Origin of the sequence: Algoriphagus antarcticus, from assembly GCF_002150685.1 — a bacterium.
GTDB lineage: Bacteria > Bacteroidota > Bacteroidia > Cytophagales > Cyclobacteriaceae > Algoriphagus > Algoriphagus antarcticus.
In genome coordinates, this window is record NZ_MSSW01000050.1 from 1 (window position 1) to 14179 (window position 14179).

At 40.8% G+C, this 14179-nt stretch carries 16 protein-coding genes; 6 read left to right on the top strand and 10 right to left on the bottom strand.

Features of this window, described 5'->3' with window-relative positions:
* Positions 1-20 precede the first annotated feature (20 nt).
* The 8 genes from tsf to BVH04_RS16525 form a co-directional block, all read right to left on the bottom strand.
* On the bottom strand, positions 21-851 hold the full coding sequence (gene tsf, locus BVH04_RS16490) for a translation elongation factor Ts (protein WP_086542572.1): 831 nt from the start codon (positions 849-851) through the stop codon (positions 21-23).
* Positions 852-1061: 210 nt separating this feature from the next.
* Positions 1062-1826 (bottom strand): 30S ribosomal protein S2, encoded by a 765-nt coding sequence (gene rpsB, locus BVH04_RS16495; protein WP_086542573.1) that lies wholly within the window; start codon positions 1824-1826, stop codon positions 1062-1064.
* Positions 1827-1865: 39 nt separating this feature from the next.
* Entirely contained in the window at positions 1866-2252 is a 387-nt protein-coding gene (rpsI, locus tag BVH04_RS16500; protein WP_086542574.1) for a 30S ribosomal protein S9, read from the bottom strand.
* A gap of 9 nt (positions 2253-2261) precedes the next feature.
* Complete coding sequence (gene rplM, locus BVH04_RS16505) at positions 2262-2705, bottom strand: 50S ribosomal protein L13 (RefSeq protein WP_086542575.1); 444 nt, start codon at positions 2703-2705, stop codon at positions 2262-2264.
* Between the two features lie 181 nt (positions 2706-2886).
* Entirely contained in the window at positions 2887-3597 is a 711-nt protein-coding gene (locus tag BVH04_RS16510; protein WP_086542576.1) for an RluA family pseudouridine synthase, read from the bottom strand.
* 77 nt (positions 3598-3674) lie between these two features.
* Complete coding sequence (locus BVH04_RS16515; RefSeq protein WP_086542577.1) at positions 3675-4751, bottom strand: sensor histidine kinase; 1077 nt, start codon at positions 4749-4751, stop codon at positions 3675-3677.
* Positions 4752-5444: a response regulator gene (locus tag BVH04_RS16520; RefSeq protein ID WP_086542578.1), complete on the bottom strand. Its 693-nt coding sequence runs from the start codon at positions 5442-5444 to the stop codon at positions 4752-4754.
* A 151-nt stretch (positions 5445-5595) separates the two neighbouring features.
* Positions 5596-6387, bottom strand: coding sequence for a DUF3108 domain-containing protein (locus BVH04_RS16525; protein WP_240510962.1), 792 nt, complete (start codon positions 6385-6387; stop codon positions 5596-5598).
* Between the two features lie 179 nt (positions 6388-6566).
* On the opposite strand from BVH04_RS16525, the gene recA reads away from it, so the two are divergent.
* On the top strand, positions 6567-7598 hold the full coding sequence (gene recA, locus BVH04_RS16530; protein WP_086542580.1) for a recombinase RecA: 1032 nt from the start codon (positions 6567-6569) through the stop codon (positions 7596-7598).
* Between the two features lie 91 nt (positions 7599-7689).
* On the opposite strand, the gene BVH04_RS16535 is transcribed toward recA, so the two are convergent.
* A complete protein-coding gene (locus BVH04_RS16535) occupies positions 7690-8937 on the bottom strand; it encodes an ABC transporter permease (RefSeq protein ID WP_086542581.1) in 1248 nt (415 codons plus the stop codon).
* Positions 8938-9052: 115 nt separating this feature from the next.
* On the opposite strand from BVH04_RS16535, the gene queA reads away from it, so the two are divergent.
* The 5 genes from queA (at position 9053) to BVH04_RS16560 (ending at position 13640) form a co-directional block, all read left to right on the top strand.
* Positions 9053-10102 carry a tRNA preQ1(34) S-adenosylmethionine ribosyltransferase-isomerase QueA gene (gene queA / locus BVH04_RS16540; protein WP_086542582.1) on the top strand — a complete coding sequence of 350 codons (1050 nt, stop codon included), beginning with the start codon at positions 9053-9055 and terminating at the stop codon, positions 10100-10102.
* Positions 10103-10202: 100 nt separating this feature from the next.
* On the top strand, positions 10203-10892 hold the full coding sequence (locus BVH04_RS16545) for a 2-C-methyl-D-erythritol 4-phosphate cytidylyltransferase (RefSeq protein ID WP_086542631.1): 690 nt from the start codon (positions 10203-10205) through the stop codon (positions 10890-10892).
* Positions 10893-11017: 125 nt separating this feature from the next.
* Entirely contained in the window at positions 11018-11848 is an 831-nt protein-coding gene (locus BVH04_RS16550; protein WP_240510963.1) for a LiaF transmembrane domain-containing protein, read from the top strand.
* 29 nt (positions 11849-11877) lie between these two features.
* Positions 11878-12918, top strand: a complete 1041-nt coding sequence (locus BVH04_RS16555; RefSeq protein WP_240510964.1) for a sensor histidine kinase — start codon at positions 11878-11880, stop codon at positions 12916-12918.
* Positions 12915-13640, top strand: a complete 726-nt coding sequence (locus tag BVH04_RS16560; RefSeq protein WP_086542583.1) for a LytR/AlgR family response regulator transcription factor — start codon at positions 12915-12917, stop codon at positions 13638-13640. The genes BVH04_RS16555 and BVH04_RS16560 overlap by 4 nt, the downstream gene beginning before the upstream one ends.
* A gap of 302 nt (positions 13641-13942) precedes the next feature.
* Here BVH04_RS16560 and BVH04_RS16565 read toward each other — a convergent pair whose 3' ends face one another.
* Positions 13943-14164 carry a DUF2795 domain-containing protein gene (locus tag BVH04_RS16565; protein WP_024284896.1) on the bottom strand — a complete coding sequence of 74 codons (222 nt, stop codon included), beginning with the start codon at positions 14162-14164 and terminating at the stop codon, positions 13943-13945.
* Positions 14165-14179 lie beyond the last annotated feature (15 nt).

Genomic DNA, 14179 nt, shown 5'->3' on the forward strand with positions numbered 1-14179 from the left:
AATTAAGAATCTTGTTCGGATTAACCGATAGATACTCTTCTGAATGCAGATACAGTCATTCCTTTGCTTACACCGTCAAGGTATTGAGCGATGGTCTTGTTGTTGTCTTTTACAAAAGACTGGCTAAGAAGCGTATTCTCTTTGTAGAACTTGTTCAGTTTACCCAAAGCAATTTTCTCAAGCATTTCTTCTGGCTTGCCTTCAGCTCTTGCCTGCTCTTTTCCTACTTCGATTTCACGCTTTACCGTAGTAGCATCTACTCCGTCTTTGTCAAGAGCTACTGGGTTCATCGCTGCGATTTGCATTGCTACGTCTTTGCCAGCTTCTTCTACGTCAGCTCCACTTGTGTTAGTCAATCCTACCAAAACACCTAATTTACCATTAGAGTGGATGTAAGGAACAACAGTTTCAGCTTCGATTACTTCAAAGTGGGAAATCTCAAGTTTCTCTCCGATTTTACCTGTCATTTCAGTGATCTTGGCTGCTACCAGCTGATCTTCGAAAGGAAGTGCAAGAATTGCTTCTATGGTTGTAGCCGAGTTTTCGACAGCGATGTCCATTAATGAATTAGCGAAAGCCACGAAACCTTCGTTTTTAGCCACGAAATCTGTTTCACAAGTCAATGTAAGTATATAGCCTTTTGAGCCATCAGCAGTGATTCTAGTTACAGCTACTCCTTCTTTGGTCTCACGATCAGCTCTGGAAGCAGATACTTTTTGCCCCTTCTTTCTGAGGATGTCAACAGCTTTTTCGAAATCGCCTTCTGATTCGGTCAAAGCTTTTTTACAATCCATCATACCGGCACCGGTCATTTGTCTCAGTTTGTTTACTTCTTGTGCAGTAATTGCCATTGTGTTATCAGTTTGTATGATTAAACGATATTATTCTATCGGGAAAAACTTCTGGGTCTTAGTGAAGACTTTCGAGGTTCTTTATTGGATAATGTGATGCATTTGGCCTATAAGAGAATTCTCAGGGAGCAAATGTAGGTAAAACAAAAAAATTGAACATTGGCCGAAACCTGATGTTCAATTTTTAATATATTTCAATCAAGTAGTGGATTAATCTTTTGTTTCAGCAGCGTCCACAGCTTTCTTCGCTTCTTCCTCTTCAGTAAGTTTAGCGTCTTCTTTGTCTCTCTTACGCTCTGAAAGACCTTCTTCGATAGCTGCGCCGAATGCTTTAACTAGTAAAGAAACGGACTTGAAAGCATCGTCATTAGCAGGGATTGGGAAATCTACCTCATTTGGGTTAGAGTTCGTATCTACTAATGCGAAAACAGGGATACCAAGCTTTTTTGCTTCAGCAATTGCAATGTGTTCTCTTTTGATGTCCACGATGAAAAGCGCAGCAGGTAGTCTGCTCAAGTCAGCGATACCGCCAAGAACATCTTCCATTTTGTCTTTCTGACGAGAAACCATCAAACGCTCTTTTTTCGCAAGGTTCTTATAAGCTTCCTCTTTCATCAATTTGTCCAAACCGGACATTTTCTTCAATGATTTACGGATAGTAGCGAAGTTGGTCAACATACCACCTAACCATCGTTCAGTTACGAAAGGCATGTTAAGTCTCTTCGCTTCTGAAGCTACAAGATCTTTCGCTTGCTTCTTAGTAGCAACGAACATCACTTTTTTGCCTGAGCGTACGATTTGCTTGATTGCGTTAGATGCTTCGTCGAGGCATACAAGCGTTTTGTTAAGATCGATAATGTGGATACCATTTTTCTCCATGAAAATGTATGGAGACATTCTTGGATCCCACTTTCTCGTCAAGTGTCCGAAGTGGACACCAGCATCTAGTAAGTCTTTATATTCTAATTTTGCCATTATAAAATGTGTTTTTCTATATAAGGAAGATCCTCCAGATTAACGTTTAGAGAACTGGAACTTTCTTCTTGCTTTTCTACGTCCTGGCTTCTTACGTTCTACCATTCTTGGGTCACGAGTAAGGAAACCTTCTTTTTTCAATGCAGGTCTGTGTTCTATGTCGAACTCACACAAAGCACGAGAAATAGCCATACGAGCTGCTTCTGCCTGACCTGTGATTCCACCACCATCTACATTGATCTTGATGTCGTAGTTGCCATTTACGCCTACTAGCGCTAATGGCTGCTTCACTACGATCTGGTGAAGCTCGAATGGGAAGTAAACTTCCAGAGATCTGTTGTTAACGGTGATTTCACCTTTTCCTGGAGCCATGTAAATTCTGGCTACAGAGGTTTTTCTTCTACCGATTTTGTTGATCATTTCCATGATAGACGATTAAAGAGTGATGGCTTTAGGCTGCTGCGCGGTATGTGGATGCTCAGATCCTTCATACACGTACAAGTTGCCGTATAATTTTCTTCCCAATCTGTTCTTAGGCAACATGCCTCTTACAGCTTTCTCGATCAAGATTGTTGAAGATTTCTCTTTCAATAATCTTGGCGTAGAGATACGCTGTCCACCTGGGTAACCTGTGTGTCTCACATAAACTTTGGAGTCCCACTTGTCACCAGTTAATCTGATTTTGTCTGTATTGATTACGATGACGTTGTCACCACAATCAACGTGAGGCGTGAAGCTTGGCTTCGTCTTACCTCTTAAGATTTTTGCTACCTCACTAGCCAATCTACCTAAAACTGCAGCTTGGGCATCCACTACCACCCATTGCTTTTCTACAGTTGCGGCATTGGCTGATACGGTCTTATAGCTCAAAGTATCCACTGTGTAACTGTTTAATATTTAGCTTGTTAAATTTATTTCACCCTCAAAAAGGGACACAAAGATAGGAGTATTTTATTTTTGATGCAAAACATTTCCAATACTAAGTCCTAATTTTCACTGGCTTAGCGTTTTAATTCCAATCAATTCTGGGTTTTTCTTACTCTTTTTCAATGGAAATTTCTCAGCTGGTTTTCTCTAATTGATTGACCAAAACCTTGAAATCCTTCGGATAAGGCGCATTTACGAATAATTCCGTGCCGTCCAAACCCTGAAATCCAATCGAATAAGCATGAAGCGAAACCCGCTGCATAATTGGTAATTCTTCTGTCTCTTTTTTTAAATTGAAGCGACGCTTGATAGAAGAAAGGTATAAAGGGTTGCCTCCGTAAAGTGTGTCTCCGCAAATCGGAGACTTGAGGTAAGCCAAATGAACCCTAATCTGATGCAGTCTCCCGGTGATGGGTTTGCATTCGACTAGCGTATGTGCGTAGTATGTCTTCAACGTATTGAAGATCGTTTGCGCTGGCTTGCCGTCTTTACTTATTTTAGCGATTCCTTTGTTGTTGGCGGCGAGATTTCTGTCCACCAGCTCATCGCTGAATTCCTTGATCCCTTCCACCACTGCATGATAGACTTTATTTACTTTTCTGCTTTCAAACTGCATGGCCAAATGCCTGTAGGCCGCTGGATTCTTGGCAATCACTAGACATCCTGAAGTTTCCTTATCCAATCGATGACACAGTTGGGAATCGGGGATGTGTGTCTTGGCTAAGTCTAGGATGTTCTGCGCTTCGTGCCTATCGTCTAAGCTTGATAGGTACGGCGGTTTATTGATTACCAGGTAATCCTCGTTTTCAAACAGAATAAGATTGTCAAAATCTACTTTCTTCATGATTCTCCTGCCTCTTCAAATGAGGCTGCAAAAGTAGGGAAAAAAGGATGGGTAAAAAACTTCTCCCACTTTTATTCTTAGAGAGTTAACACTTTTAGTTTTTCTTCTGGAGCGTCGATTTTTACAAGAGGAAGTGAAAAACTGAAAATGGATCCTTTTCCCACCGTTGAGCTCACAGAAATCTTGCTTTTGTGTCCTTCGAGGATATGCTTTACGATCGCCAATCCTAAGCCCGTACCGCCTTCTTTTTTGTTTCTGCTTTTCTCCACACGGTAGAATCGCTCAAAAATCCGCTTCAAATCTTCTGGTGGTATTCCCTGCCCATCATCTTTGATGTCAACTTGAATTGTGTTTTTCAGTGTCCTGATAGAGACTTTTACCGCGCCACCAGTATGATTATACTTCATGGCATTGAAGATCAGGTTTTGACAAACTCGATAGAGCTTCTGTCTGTCCCCATTTGTCAGGTAATGCTTATTAGGCTCCACCTCAAATTCTATATGCATATCGCGCTTGGAAGCTTTGTGCTCTAGCTCCTCCATTACCTCTTCTATGAGTGCCTTAAGGTCAAATGCCGTGTAATTGAATTTGATCACACCGCTTTCCATTTGATTGAGCGTGAGTAGATCTTGAACTAGTACATCCAGGGAGTCTAAGCTTTTTGCTGCCCGCTTGAGGAAGCGCATGCGTACCTGCTTATCGTCAATCGCTCCGTCCAAAAGCGTATGGATATATCCTTGGGTGGCAAAAATTGGAGTTTTCAACTCATGTGAAATGTCAGCGATAAATTCCTTTCGGAATTCAGCGTTCTTTTGCAGGGTGTCAATTTCCTTTTGCCGCGCAATAGCATAGGAATTGATGACTTTATTGATTTTCCGTAAAGGAGAAATAGATCCTTTTCTTCCTTTTTCACTGATTTCAGATAGGTCTTTACGTTGGATTTTTTCCAAAAGTGAGTAGATATCTCCTATTTCCTTGAAAATGAAAAATTCAAGTGTAAAAGATATCAGCAGGTAAGCGGATGAAAAAGAAACACCCCACGCTACCAAGAGCAAGAGATAGGTGGATTCATCCATTAATGACAAAAATGCTGCAACCAGAGCCGAGATGGCTAAAGCCAGGATCAAAGAAATTCCTCTGGAAGTGCTAAACATTTATTGTCCTAATTCGAATTTATATCCTACACCTTTTACTGTAGTGATGTAGTCTTCTCCGATTTTCTCACGCACTTTTCTGATATGTACATCCACTGTTCTTGCCAATACGAATACATCAGTACCCCAAATATTCTGAAGAAGTTCATCCCTACTGAAAACTATATTAGGGCTTTTGGATAGGAAATACAAAAGCTCAAATTCTTTTTTAGGAAGGGTGATCGTCTTGCCGGCCTTGTCGATCGTATAGCTTCCACGGTCAATTATCAGGTCTCTGATTTTGATTTGAATCTGCTCTTGTTCTTTTTTGGACTCGCGTCTGAACAAGGCTGAAATACGGCTCATCAGGGCCCTAGGCTTGATAGGCTTAGTGATGTAATCATCTGCTCCCACGTCAAATGCCGCCACTTCTGAGTATTCTTCCATTCTAGCTGTCAGGAAAATAATGAAGGTGTTTTTGAGTTCAGGAATCTGCCTGATCTGCAAGCAAGTTTCTACACCATCCTGATTAGGCATCATGATGTCCAAGAGAATCACATCAGGTAAAAATTTAGCAGCAGTTTTTACTGCTTTCAATCCATCTTCAGCAGTAGCTACCTCATAGCCTTCTTTTTGAAGATTATATTTCAGGATTTCAACAATATCAGGTTCGTCGTCAACTACCAGAACTTTGATTTTTTGCTTATCGCTCATCAGTGATTTCTTAATGTTTGGCTTAAAATTAGGGAATATTTAAGGATTGAAGCCAAATAAAAGATTGTCAATACCCATACTTGATAATGTGAATGGTATGAATATTTGGTGATAGCGGCACTGTGTTATCACAATGTTAAGAATTTTTTAATTAATTGTTTTTCAAACCCTTCGCAGAAATGATATCTAAATTAAGAGAGCCGATGAATAGGTTGGCTTTGATCTTCACGGGGATTTTGTTCTTATCCTTTGTGACCCAGACCTTCACGGGGAATTCTCCGCGGAAAAGTTTGTTTTTCGGTAATTGTGGAGAGAAAATGTATGTCTCCTTCTTGCCTAAGTTCGTCTCCAGGGTTTCTGTGCCCTCGTAGATTAACTTTATGTTATATATTTCTTTATCAAAGAATCCACGGATAAGGATGACTTCACCTTGCTTCAAATCCCGTAAATCTTTCGATCTCAAATAATAAAAAGCACTGACCATATCCTGCACTTGACCCGGTAAATCAAAGTCCTTTGTTTCTTTCAGGTTTCTATTCTCTTTGTCAAAAAGCTTCATAGTAGCTTTCTTGTTTTTCTGGTCAAAGTGAACGAACTCATGCTTTCTGTATTTCCCCTCCTCGATATGTCTATAGGATAATGAAGGCAGAATGGTCTCTACATCGAGGTATGTCCCCCAGTTGTCATTTACTTTACCGAAAATAGTCGCTGCACCTTTAGTTTTGCCATACACATCTATCTTATAATGTGGCTTATCATTTTGATCTTGGGGTCTTTTGGCGACCTGAAGTTTTGCGTCCGCAAGGTTCAACCATCCATAAGAAACCTGAAAAGACAATTCCTCTCCAAAAGTAAATGGCACATTGCCTACTGGATCTTGCGCTGAGAGATCGGATAGGGTAAAGAAAAGAAGGAGAATAAGTGATCCGAAGATTCTTTTCATAAATTTTAATGACAATACCTGACGAAAAGGGCGGTATTCTAAAGGTATTACGAAAAAACGTGCCGAAAGGCGATTAAAATTACGAATTTGGCTTTCCAAAACAATAGTAGTGGGTGTCTTGCTTATAGTCCACTGTTTATTTACTTTCATATAACTATAGATTCTAACAAAATAAAAGAATGAGTAATAACGCTGAAAAATTAAAAGCCCTTCAACTTACCATCGACAAGTTAGAAAAGACTTACGGAAAAGGAACCGTAATGAAGCTGAGCGATAATAAAGTGGTGGACATACCAGCTATATCTACCGGGTCATTGGGCTTGGATATCGCTTTGGGTATAGGAGGGATTCCTCGTGGACGTGTGATTGAGATTTATGGTCCAGAATCTTCCGGTAAAACTACCTTGACCCTACACTGTATCGCTGAGGCGCAGAAGGCTGGCGGATTAGCAGCCTTCATTGACGCAGAACATGCCTTTGACAAGAGCTATGCAGAAAAGTTGGGGATCGATACAGAAAATCTACTCATCTCTCAGCCAGACAATGGGGAGCAAGCTCTTGAGATTGCGGAGCATTTGATCCGCTCAGGAGCTATTGATATTATTGTGATTGACTCTGTAGCTGCTTTGGTTCCCAAAGCAGAGCTAGAAGGCGATATGGGTGATTCCAAAATGGGCTTACAGGCCCGATTGATGTCTCAGGCTTTGCGTAAGCTGACCGGTGCCATCAATAAGACTGGCTGTTCATGTATTTTCATCAACCAGCTTCGTGAGAAGATTGGGGTAATGTTTGGTAATCCTGAAACTACCACTGGTGGTAATGCATTGAAATTCTATGCTTCTGTAAGATTGGATATCCGCAGAATCGGTCAGATTAAAGAGAGTGCAGATAATATTCTTGGCAACAGAACTAAGGTGAAAGTGGTGAAGAATAAAGTCGCTCCACCATTTAAAGTTGTAGAGTTTGACATCATGTACGGGCAGGGGATCTCCAAAGTGGGAGAAATAATCGATCTGGGAGTGGAGTTGGATATTATCAAAAAAGCAGGTTCTTGGTTCTCTTATAATGGAGAGAAGCTAGGCCAAGGGCGTGAATCTGTAAAAACACTTTTACTGGATAATCCTGAATTGATGGATGCGCTGGAGGTTAAGATCAAGGCTGCATCTGGATTATCGCCTAAGGGAGCTAGTGAAGTGGTAGAGAAAGAATAAGCAGTAAAGCTCTTTCAGATCTGAATGCAAATAGAGGTTGCTCAATAATTGAGCAACCTCTATTTTTTTTAGGAGTATAAATCTCTGAATGTTAATTAGTTCTGATTGCCTCTACAGGATCCATACGAGCCGCGAGTGTAGCAGGGACAATACCAGAAACGACTCCAATGATAGTAGAAACGCCGAGTCCGAGCATGATATTATTAAAGGATAGGGTGATTTCCAAACTGCCCAACTGAATGAAAGTTAGGAAAAAGACAATGATAATACCGGTGATTCCACCGATCAAACTCAGACATATTGATTCGAAAAGAAACTGGAAAAGTATGAAGTAGTTTTTTGCTCCCAAGGACTTCTGAATTCCGATAATATTGGTTCTTTCGCGAACTGACACGAACATGATATTCGCAATACCAAATCCACCAACAAGAATAGAAAACCCTCCAATGACCCAGCCTGCCACAGAGATCACGTCAAAAACTGACCCAATGGCATTTTGAATAAATTCGGTTTTGTTCAAAGCAAAGTTATTTTCATCTCTAGGTCTCAATCCTCTTTTGGCACGAAGTAAACCCGTCATTTCATTTTCCAGAGCAACTAATCCAATGTCCTCCACCATGCCTTTCACGGCAATGGTTGGTTCCATACCATTTTTTCCAGTATAATACATTTTATTGAAAGCTCCGTACGGAATAAGGCATGCCTGATCCTTTGAAGGTGTGTCAAATAAACCTTCACCCTCCTCTTCAAATACACCGATAACGGTGAATTTCATACCTTTTATTTTGATTTGGTTGCCAATGACTTCTTGCTGAGGAAAAAGCGTATTTGCTATTTCTTTACCGACAATTGCAAAGTTTCTGGAGGCATTGATTTCGGATAGGGTGAAATATCGTCCTTCCTCTAATGAGATCTCATATACGTCTTGATAGGAGTAAACAGCGCCAGTGAGAGACATGCCTTGGTAAGCGTTGCTTCCTGCCTTTACAGTAGTATTCGAGGAGGCAGAGATCGTGACAGCTTCTGCTGAAGTAAGTCTTTGCTGGAGGAATTCATATTCTGCTACTGTTCCCGGTGGTCTGCGAAAATATTTCCACCATGGGTAATCTTGTGGGCCATTTGCATATGGAAATCTGTCTACCCGCATCACATTCGTACCCAAAAAAGAAAATGAAGACCTGATGTTAGCCTCTAGTGAGTCGACAAGAGTAAATACCGCGATAATAGCAAAAATACCCACTGTGACACCTGAAAGCGATAATACAGTACGGGTCAGATTAGTTTTTAATGCTGATATTGCGAAGCGAAAACTTTCCCAAGATAGTTTCAAAAAGAGCATGCCTTATAGTTGGTTTAAAACAATTTGTTAAGTTAGCTGAAATTGCCTGATATTGTTAGTATCTTTGCATTTTTTAGAGTTATTCTAAATCACTCAAGACATCTAAAACTTATCTATGAAATTATCGGATTTCAAATTTGACGTTCCAAAGAAACTAATCTCTCTTTATCCTGCAGCAAATCGGGATGAATCCAGATTGATGGTACTCCATCGAGATACGGGTAAAATTGAACACAGAGTTTTTAAAGATATTACCGAATACTTCGGTGAGGGTGATGTCTTCGTTACCAATGATACAAAAGTTTTCCCAGCTAGGCTATACGGCAATAAGGAAAAAACCGGTGCAGAAATCGAAGTTTTTCTTTTGAGAGAATTGAACTCTGAGTTGAAGCTTTGGGATGTCTTGGTAGATCCAGCTAGAAAAATCAGAGTTGGCAATAAGCTTTATTTCGGAGATTCCGATCTAGTTGCAGAAGTCATTGACAATACTACTTCTAGAGGACGTACGATCCGTTTCTTGTTTGACGGTACGGATGAAGAATTTCATAAGACTATCGACACACTTGGAGAAACTCCGCTTTTAAAAGAATTTATAGAAAGAAAAGTAGAAGCTGAAGATAAAGAAAGATACCAAACTGTATTTGCTAAGAACGTAGGAGCAGTAGCTGCACCAACGGCTGGCTTGCACTTTACTCCGCATTTGCTGAAAAGGCTAGAGCTACAGGGCGTGGATGTCACTCCTATTACACTTCATGTTGGCTTGGGTACTTTCCGTCAGGTGGATGTGGAAGATCTGACTAAGCATAAAATGGATTCTGAAAATTACAGCATTCCTGATAATACTGTAGCGTTGGTGAATAGAGCATTGGATGCTAAGAAGAGAGTAGTAGCTGTGGGTACTACTTCTTTGAAAACGATTGAGTCATCAGTGACTGCAAATGGTCGATTGAAAGCAAGCAGCGGTTGGACAGACAAGTTTATCATTCCTCCATACGAGTTCAAAATCGCAAATTCATTGATTACCAATTTTCACCTTCCAGAATCTACTTTGCTGATGACAGCATCGGCTTTCGGAGGATACGATTTGGTGATGAAAGCATACAAGGAAGCCATCAAAGAAAAATATCGATTCTTCTCTTACGGAGATGCGATGTTGATCCTTTAATACTGAAAGCTCCGAAAGGGGCTTTTTTTATGTTCACACAGAGATAACTTTGCGGTAGAACATGAGGAGATTGGATCACTTATTTTTGCAAAAAATTAGTATGACAAATAAAGCAGCGATCCTGGTGGCAGGTGGGAGAGGTCAAAGAATGGGCGGGCCAATTGCCAAGCAATATTTACCTGTTGCCGGACAGCCTGTATTAATGCGTACACTTTCTGTTTTTTACCGAGTAGACCCATCTTTGGATTTGATTTTGGTATTGCCTGAGAGCGATTTTGTGTACTGGGAAGAACTATGCTCGGAATATAAATTCACAATCGCTCATCGATTGGTTGCTGGAGGGAATTCTAGATTTCAATCGGTACGAAATGGATTGAATTCACTCAATTCTAAAACAAAGCTGGTTGCAATCCACGATGGTGTAAGACCATTTGTGACTGAGGAAGTTATTAAAGAGAGTTTTGAGGTGGCTGAGCGCCAAGGGAGTGCTATAGCTGTGATTGCGTTGAAGGATTCCATCAGGAAGCTTAGGGATGACGGGAAGTCGTTCTATGAGGAGCGACAATATTTCCGATTGGTGCAGACACCTCAGACCTTTCAAGTTGAGAAAATCAAAAAAGCATTTACTGTGACCGAACTTCAGCAGTTCACAGACGATGCGACAGTATATGAGAATCAAGGTTGGCAAGTGACCTTGATTTCTGGAAACGCGGAGAACATCAAAATCACTACGCCTGAAGACATGGACTATGCAGAGTTTATTGCAAGCAGGGGATTGTCAGATCGGTAAGATTTTAGGGTGAAGACTCACCGACTTTTTTGTAGGCTTTACCGACTTTTTGGATGAATTGGCCTTTTGTTTATTTCAGGATGTCAACCCACACCGTACTTTCGGTCATCACTTAAAACTATAAAATGATGAAACGAAATCGTATAAACAATAATGATGGAGGTATGGTCTTCGGATTTATAATCCTCGCTGTCGGCGTCCTGATTTTACTTAGGAAACTCGATGTTTTTTATCCAGACTGGTTGCTATCATGGCCGATGATACTAATTGCCATAGGCGTGATCACACTAGTCAAGCATGAGTTCAAAAGTTTTTTTGGTGTGATAATGCTGGGCTTAGGCGTATTCTTTCTCTTAGAACAGGAATTTAATTTTGATTTTGGAATGGAACGATTCATATTTCCTATAGCGCTTATCCTCGTGGGGATTTACCTAATTACGAAGAAGCGAAAAGAACAACAGGTGATGAATGATATTCAAGATAAATTGATATCTAAATCTACCTCCTCACCTTCAACTGCCGAAGATTACAATAAAGGAGAAAAGGCAGCTTCTTCAACTCAATCTGCTGGGGGGAAATCCTACGCTGGAATGTCTGGCGTCTCAGGAATCAGCTATTCAGATAGTGTTTCTATCGATTCTATTATGAGCGGGATCAATAAACGAATGCTCACTAAAGATTTTCAAGGAGGAAAACTGACAGCTGCTTTTGGAGGAATTGATCTAGATCTTACGCAGTCAGACCTCTCCGGAATAGTCACTCTTCAAGTGGACGTGATATTTGGAGGTATCAAATTAATAGTGCCGCCTCATTGGGATATACGAGTAGAAGTAACAAACATTGCAGCCGGTGTAGAGGATAAGCGGGTATACCGTCAGTCTGAAGTTGATTCCGACAAAATCTTGGTGATCCGAGGTACAGTCTTCTTTGGCGGTTTGGAAATCAAATCATATTAACGAAATTCCTTTCTTAAAACTCCTGCCTTTTGTTCTCGAAAGTATTTTCAAACCCTTCTAAAAGTATTTGGATCGTCCAAGGAGCCGGAGTAATCTGGTTCCTTGCCACGTTTGGATTGCTCGTATTTTATGGTGTTGATCAATCCATTGCTATTGTAGATTCGTTAGTTTTTGCGCTTCTTTTTTCTCTGGGAGTAAATATGCTAGATCGGGTTTTTGGTTTTTACATTCCTAAAGGAAGTAACAACTGGTTGCTCTTGGGATTGCCTCTCTTGTTTAGCTTAGCGGCTGTTTTGGGGCATCAGTACCTGCTGAAATGGGTGTATTCCGACAATGAGACATACATGATTTTACTGAAATCTCATTTTTACTTACGTTGGGCTATTTTAGGTTTGGCAGAGGTTATGGTGGCTTTGATCGCAATCGTGGTTTCAAAGCTAGAGCAGCAAGATGAAGCTCAAAAAAGGGAAGCCATGATGAGTGAACTTTCTCGGGAAGCAGAATTGACACAGCTACGTCAACAGCTTCAGCCGCATTTTTTGTTCAATAGTCTCAATTCCATAAGTGCACTTACAGTTTCTCAACCTAAAAAAGCTCGGGAGATGGTACTTCAACTTTCTGATTTCCTGCGAGGAACGATCCGAAAAGATCATCAGCAGTGGATGAGTCTCGAAGAAGAATTGGGTTATCTGAAAATGTACCTGGATATTGAGCATGTCCGCTTTGGACATAGACTGGAAGTGGTGTTTGAAGTGGGGGATGAGGTGATGCAAATGCGCCTACCTCAATTGCTGATCCAACCACTTCTGGAAAATGCAATCAAACATGGTCTTTATGGCATCACGGAGGATGTGAAAATAATTCTTTATGCTTTCAAAGAACAGAATTATTTGATGTTGAAAATTGAGAATCCTTTTGATCCTGAAGTGGCTGCACCAAAAGGAACTGGCTTCGGCTTGAGCTCTGTGGATCGCAGGTTGTTTTTACTTTTTGGCAGAAAGGACTTGCTGGAAGCGAAATCAGAAGATTCAATTTTTACCGTAATTTTAAAAATCCCCCAACCGAAATGATCAAGACATTAATCATCGATGACGAGCCTTTGGCGGCAAGTATTGTCCAGGAATTTTTAGCTGACTTCCCGCAGTTCGACGTGATATCTATCTGTCGTGATGGATTTCAGGGGCTCAAAGCAATCCAAGAACATGAGCCGGATTTAATATTTTTGGATGTACAGATGCCCAAAATTACCGGTTTCGAAATGCTAGAACTGCTTGATGAACCACCTGCGGTGATCTTCACCACTGCCTTTGATCAATATGCCTTAAAAGCTTTTGACGCTATGGCCATTGATTATTTACTCAAACCTTTTTCTCAAGAGCGCTTTTCGCAAGCCATAGAAAAACTCTTGGCTCAAAAAGGAGGTAGTGTAGAATCCACTCAGAAGCTTAATGAGTTGGCTGAGAAGAGAAATAGGCTAGTAGTTCGTGTCAAAAATGAAATCAAAATCATTCCTACGCGTGAAGTTAGCTTTTTTGAAGCTGAAGATGACTACATAGCTATTCACACCGTTTCTGGCAAATACCTGAAGAAGATGACTATGAAGTCTCTTGAGGAAGCGCTAGATCCTGCGAAGTTTGTGCGGGTGCATAGATCCTATTTGATCAACCTAAATGAGATCACCAAAATAGAGCCCTACGAACGTGATAATTACTTGGTGATACTGCGCGGTGGTGAAAAAGTGCCAGTGAGTAAAAATGGATATTCCAGGCTGAGACAGGTGCTGGGACTATAGAGAATTTAAGTCTCAGTTTTCAGTCGCGGTGATCAGGCTGGCGCAATTCTTCAGACCCGCCTGCATCAACTCAGGCTTGTGCCTTTTCTTATTTTCATTCTTCAGATTTCCATAGTTATCTCGACCAGTCATAATTAGAGCTTAGGCAGGAGACCGCAATAGATTTGGTCCAAGTCAGGAGACTTGAACCAAATATAGAAGGTTAAATCAAAAGCTGTGCTCTCTGCGAGATCTCTGTCAACCCTGCGGTTAAATAGAAATCTTCATAAAAAAAAGCCCTGAGTGATCAAGGCTTTTTGCATTTAATATTCGTCTTCGTTGAAAAAGAAGTCGTCTTTGGTCGGGTAATCAGGCCAAATCTCTTCGATGGTCTCATAAGGTTCGCCATCATCTTCTAATTCTTGTAGGTTTTCTACTACTTCCATTGGCGCGCCGGATCGGATGGCATAATCAATTAATTCATCCTTGGTGGCTGGCCAGGGTGCATCCTCTAAATAGGATGCTAATTCGAGTGTCCAGTACATAGTGTTTATTTTAAA

Excerpts from the sequence above, each read along its gene's own strand:
- tsf (WP_086542572.1), bottom strand. The coding sequence starts at position 851 with ATGGCAATTACTGCACAAGAAGTAAACAAACTGAGACAAATGACCGGT.
- rpsB (WP_086542573.1), bottom strand. The coding sequence starts at position 1,826 with ATGGCAAAATTAGAATATAAAGACTTACTAGATGCTGGTGTCCACTTC.
- rpsI (WP_086542574.1), bottom strand. The coding sequence starts at position 2,252 with ATGGAAATGATCAACAAAATCGGTAGAAGAAAAACCTCTGTAGCCAGA.
- BVH04_RS16510 (WP_086542576.1), bottom strand. The coding sequence starts at position 3,597 with ATGAAGAAAGTAGATTTTGACAATCTTATTCTGTTTGAAAACGAGGAT.
- BVH04_RS16515 (WP_086542577.1), bottom strand. The coding sequence starts at position 4,751 with ATGTTTAGCACTTCCAGAGGAATTTCTTTGATCCTGGCTTTAGCCATC.
- BVH04_RS16520 (WP_086542578.1), bottom strand. The coding sequence starts at position 5,444 with ATGAGCGATAAGCAAAAAATCAAAGTTCTGGTAGTTGACGACGAACCT.
- BVH04_RS16525 (WP_240510962.1), bottom strand. The coding sequence starts at position 6,387 with ATGAAAAGAATCTTCGGATCACTTATTCTCCTTCTTTTCTTTACCCTA.
- recA (WP_086542580.1), top strand. The coding sequence starts at position 6,567 with ATGAGTAATAACGCTGAAAAATTAAAAGCCCTTCAACTTACCATCGAC.
- BVH04_RS16535 (WP_086542581.1), bottom strand. The coding sequence starts at position 8,937 with ATGCTCTTTTTGAAACTATCTTGGGAAAGTTTTCGCTTCGCAATATCA.
- queA (WP_086542582.1), top strand. The coding sequence starts at position 9,053 with ATGAAATTATCGGATTTCAAATTTGACGTTCCAAAGAAACTAATCTCT.
- BVH04_RS16545 (WP_086542631.1), top strand. The coding sequence starts at position 10,203 with ATGACAAATAAAGCAGCGATCCTGGTGGCAGGTGGGAGAGGTCAAAGA.
- BVH04_RS16550 (WP_240510963.1), top strand. The coding sequence starts at position 11,018 with ATGATGAAACGAAATCGTATAAACAATAATGATGGAGGTATGGTCTTC.
- BVH04_RS16560 (WP_086542583.1), top strand. The coding sequence starts at position 12,915 with ATGATCAAGACATTAATCATCGATGACGAGCCTTTGGCGGCAAGTATT.
- BVH04_RS16565 (WP_024284896.1), bottom strand. The coding sequence starts at position 14,164 with ATGTACTGGACACTCGAATTAGCATCCTATTTAGAGGATGCACCCTGG.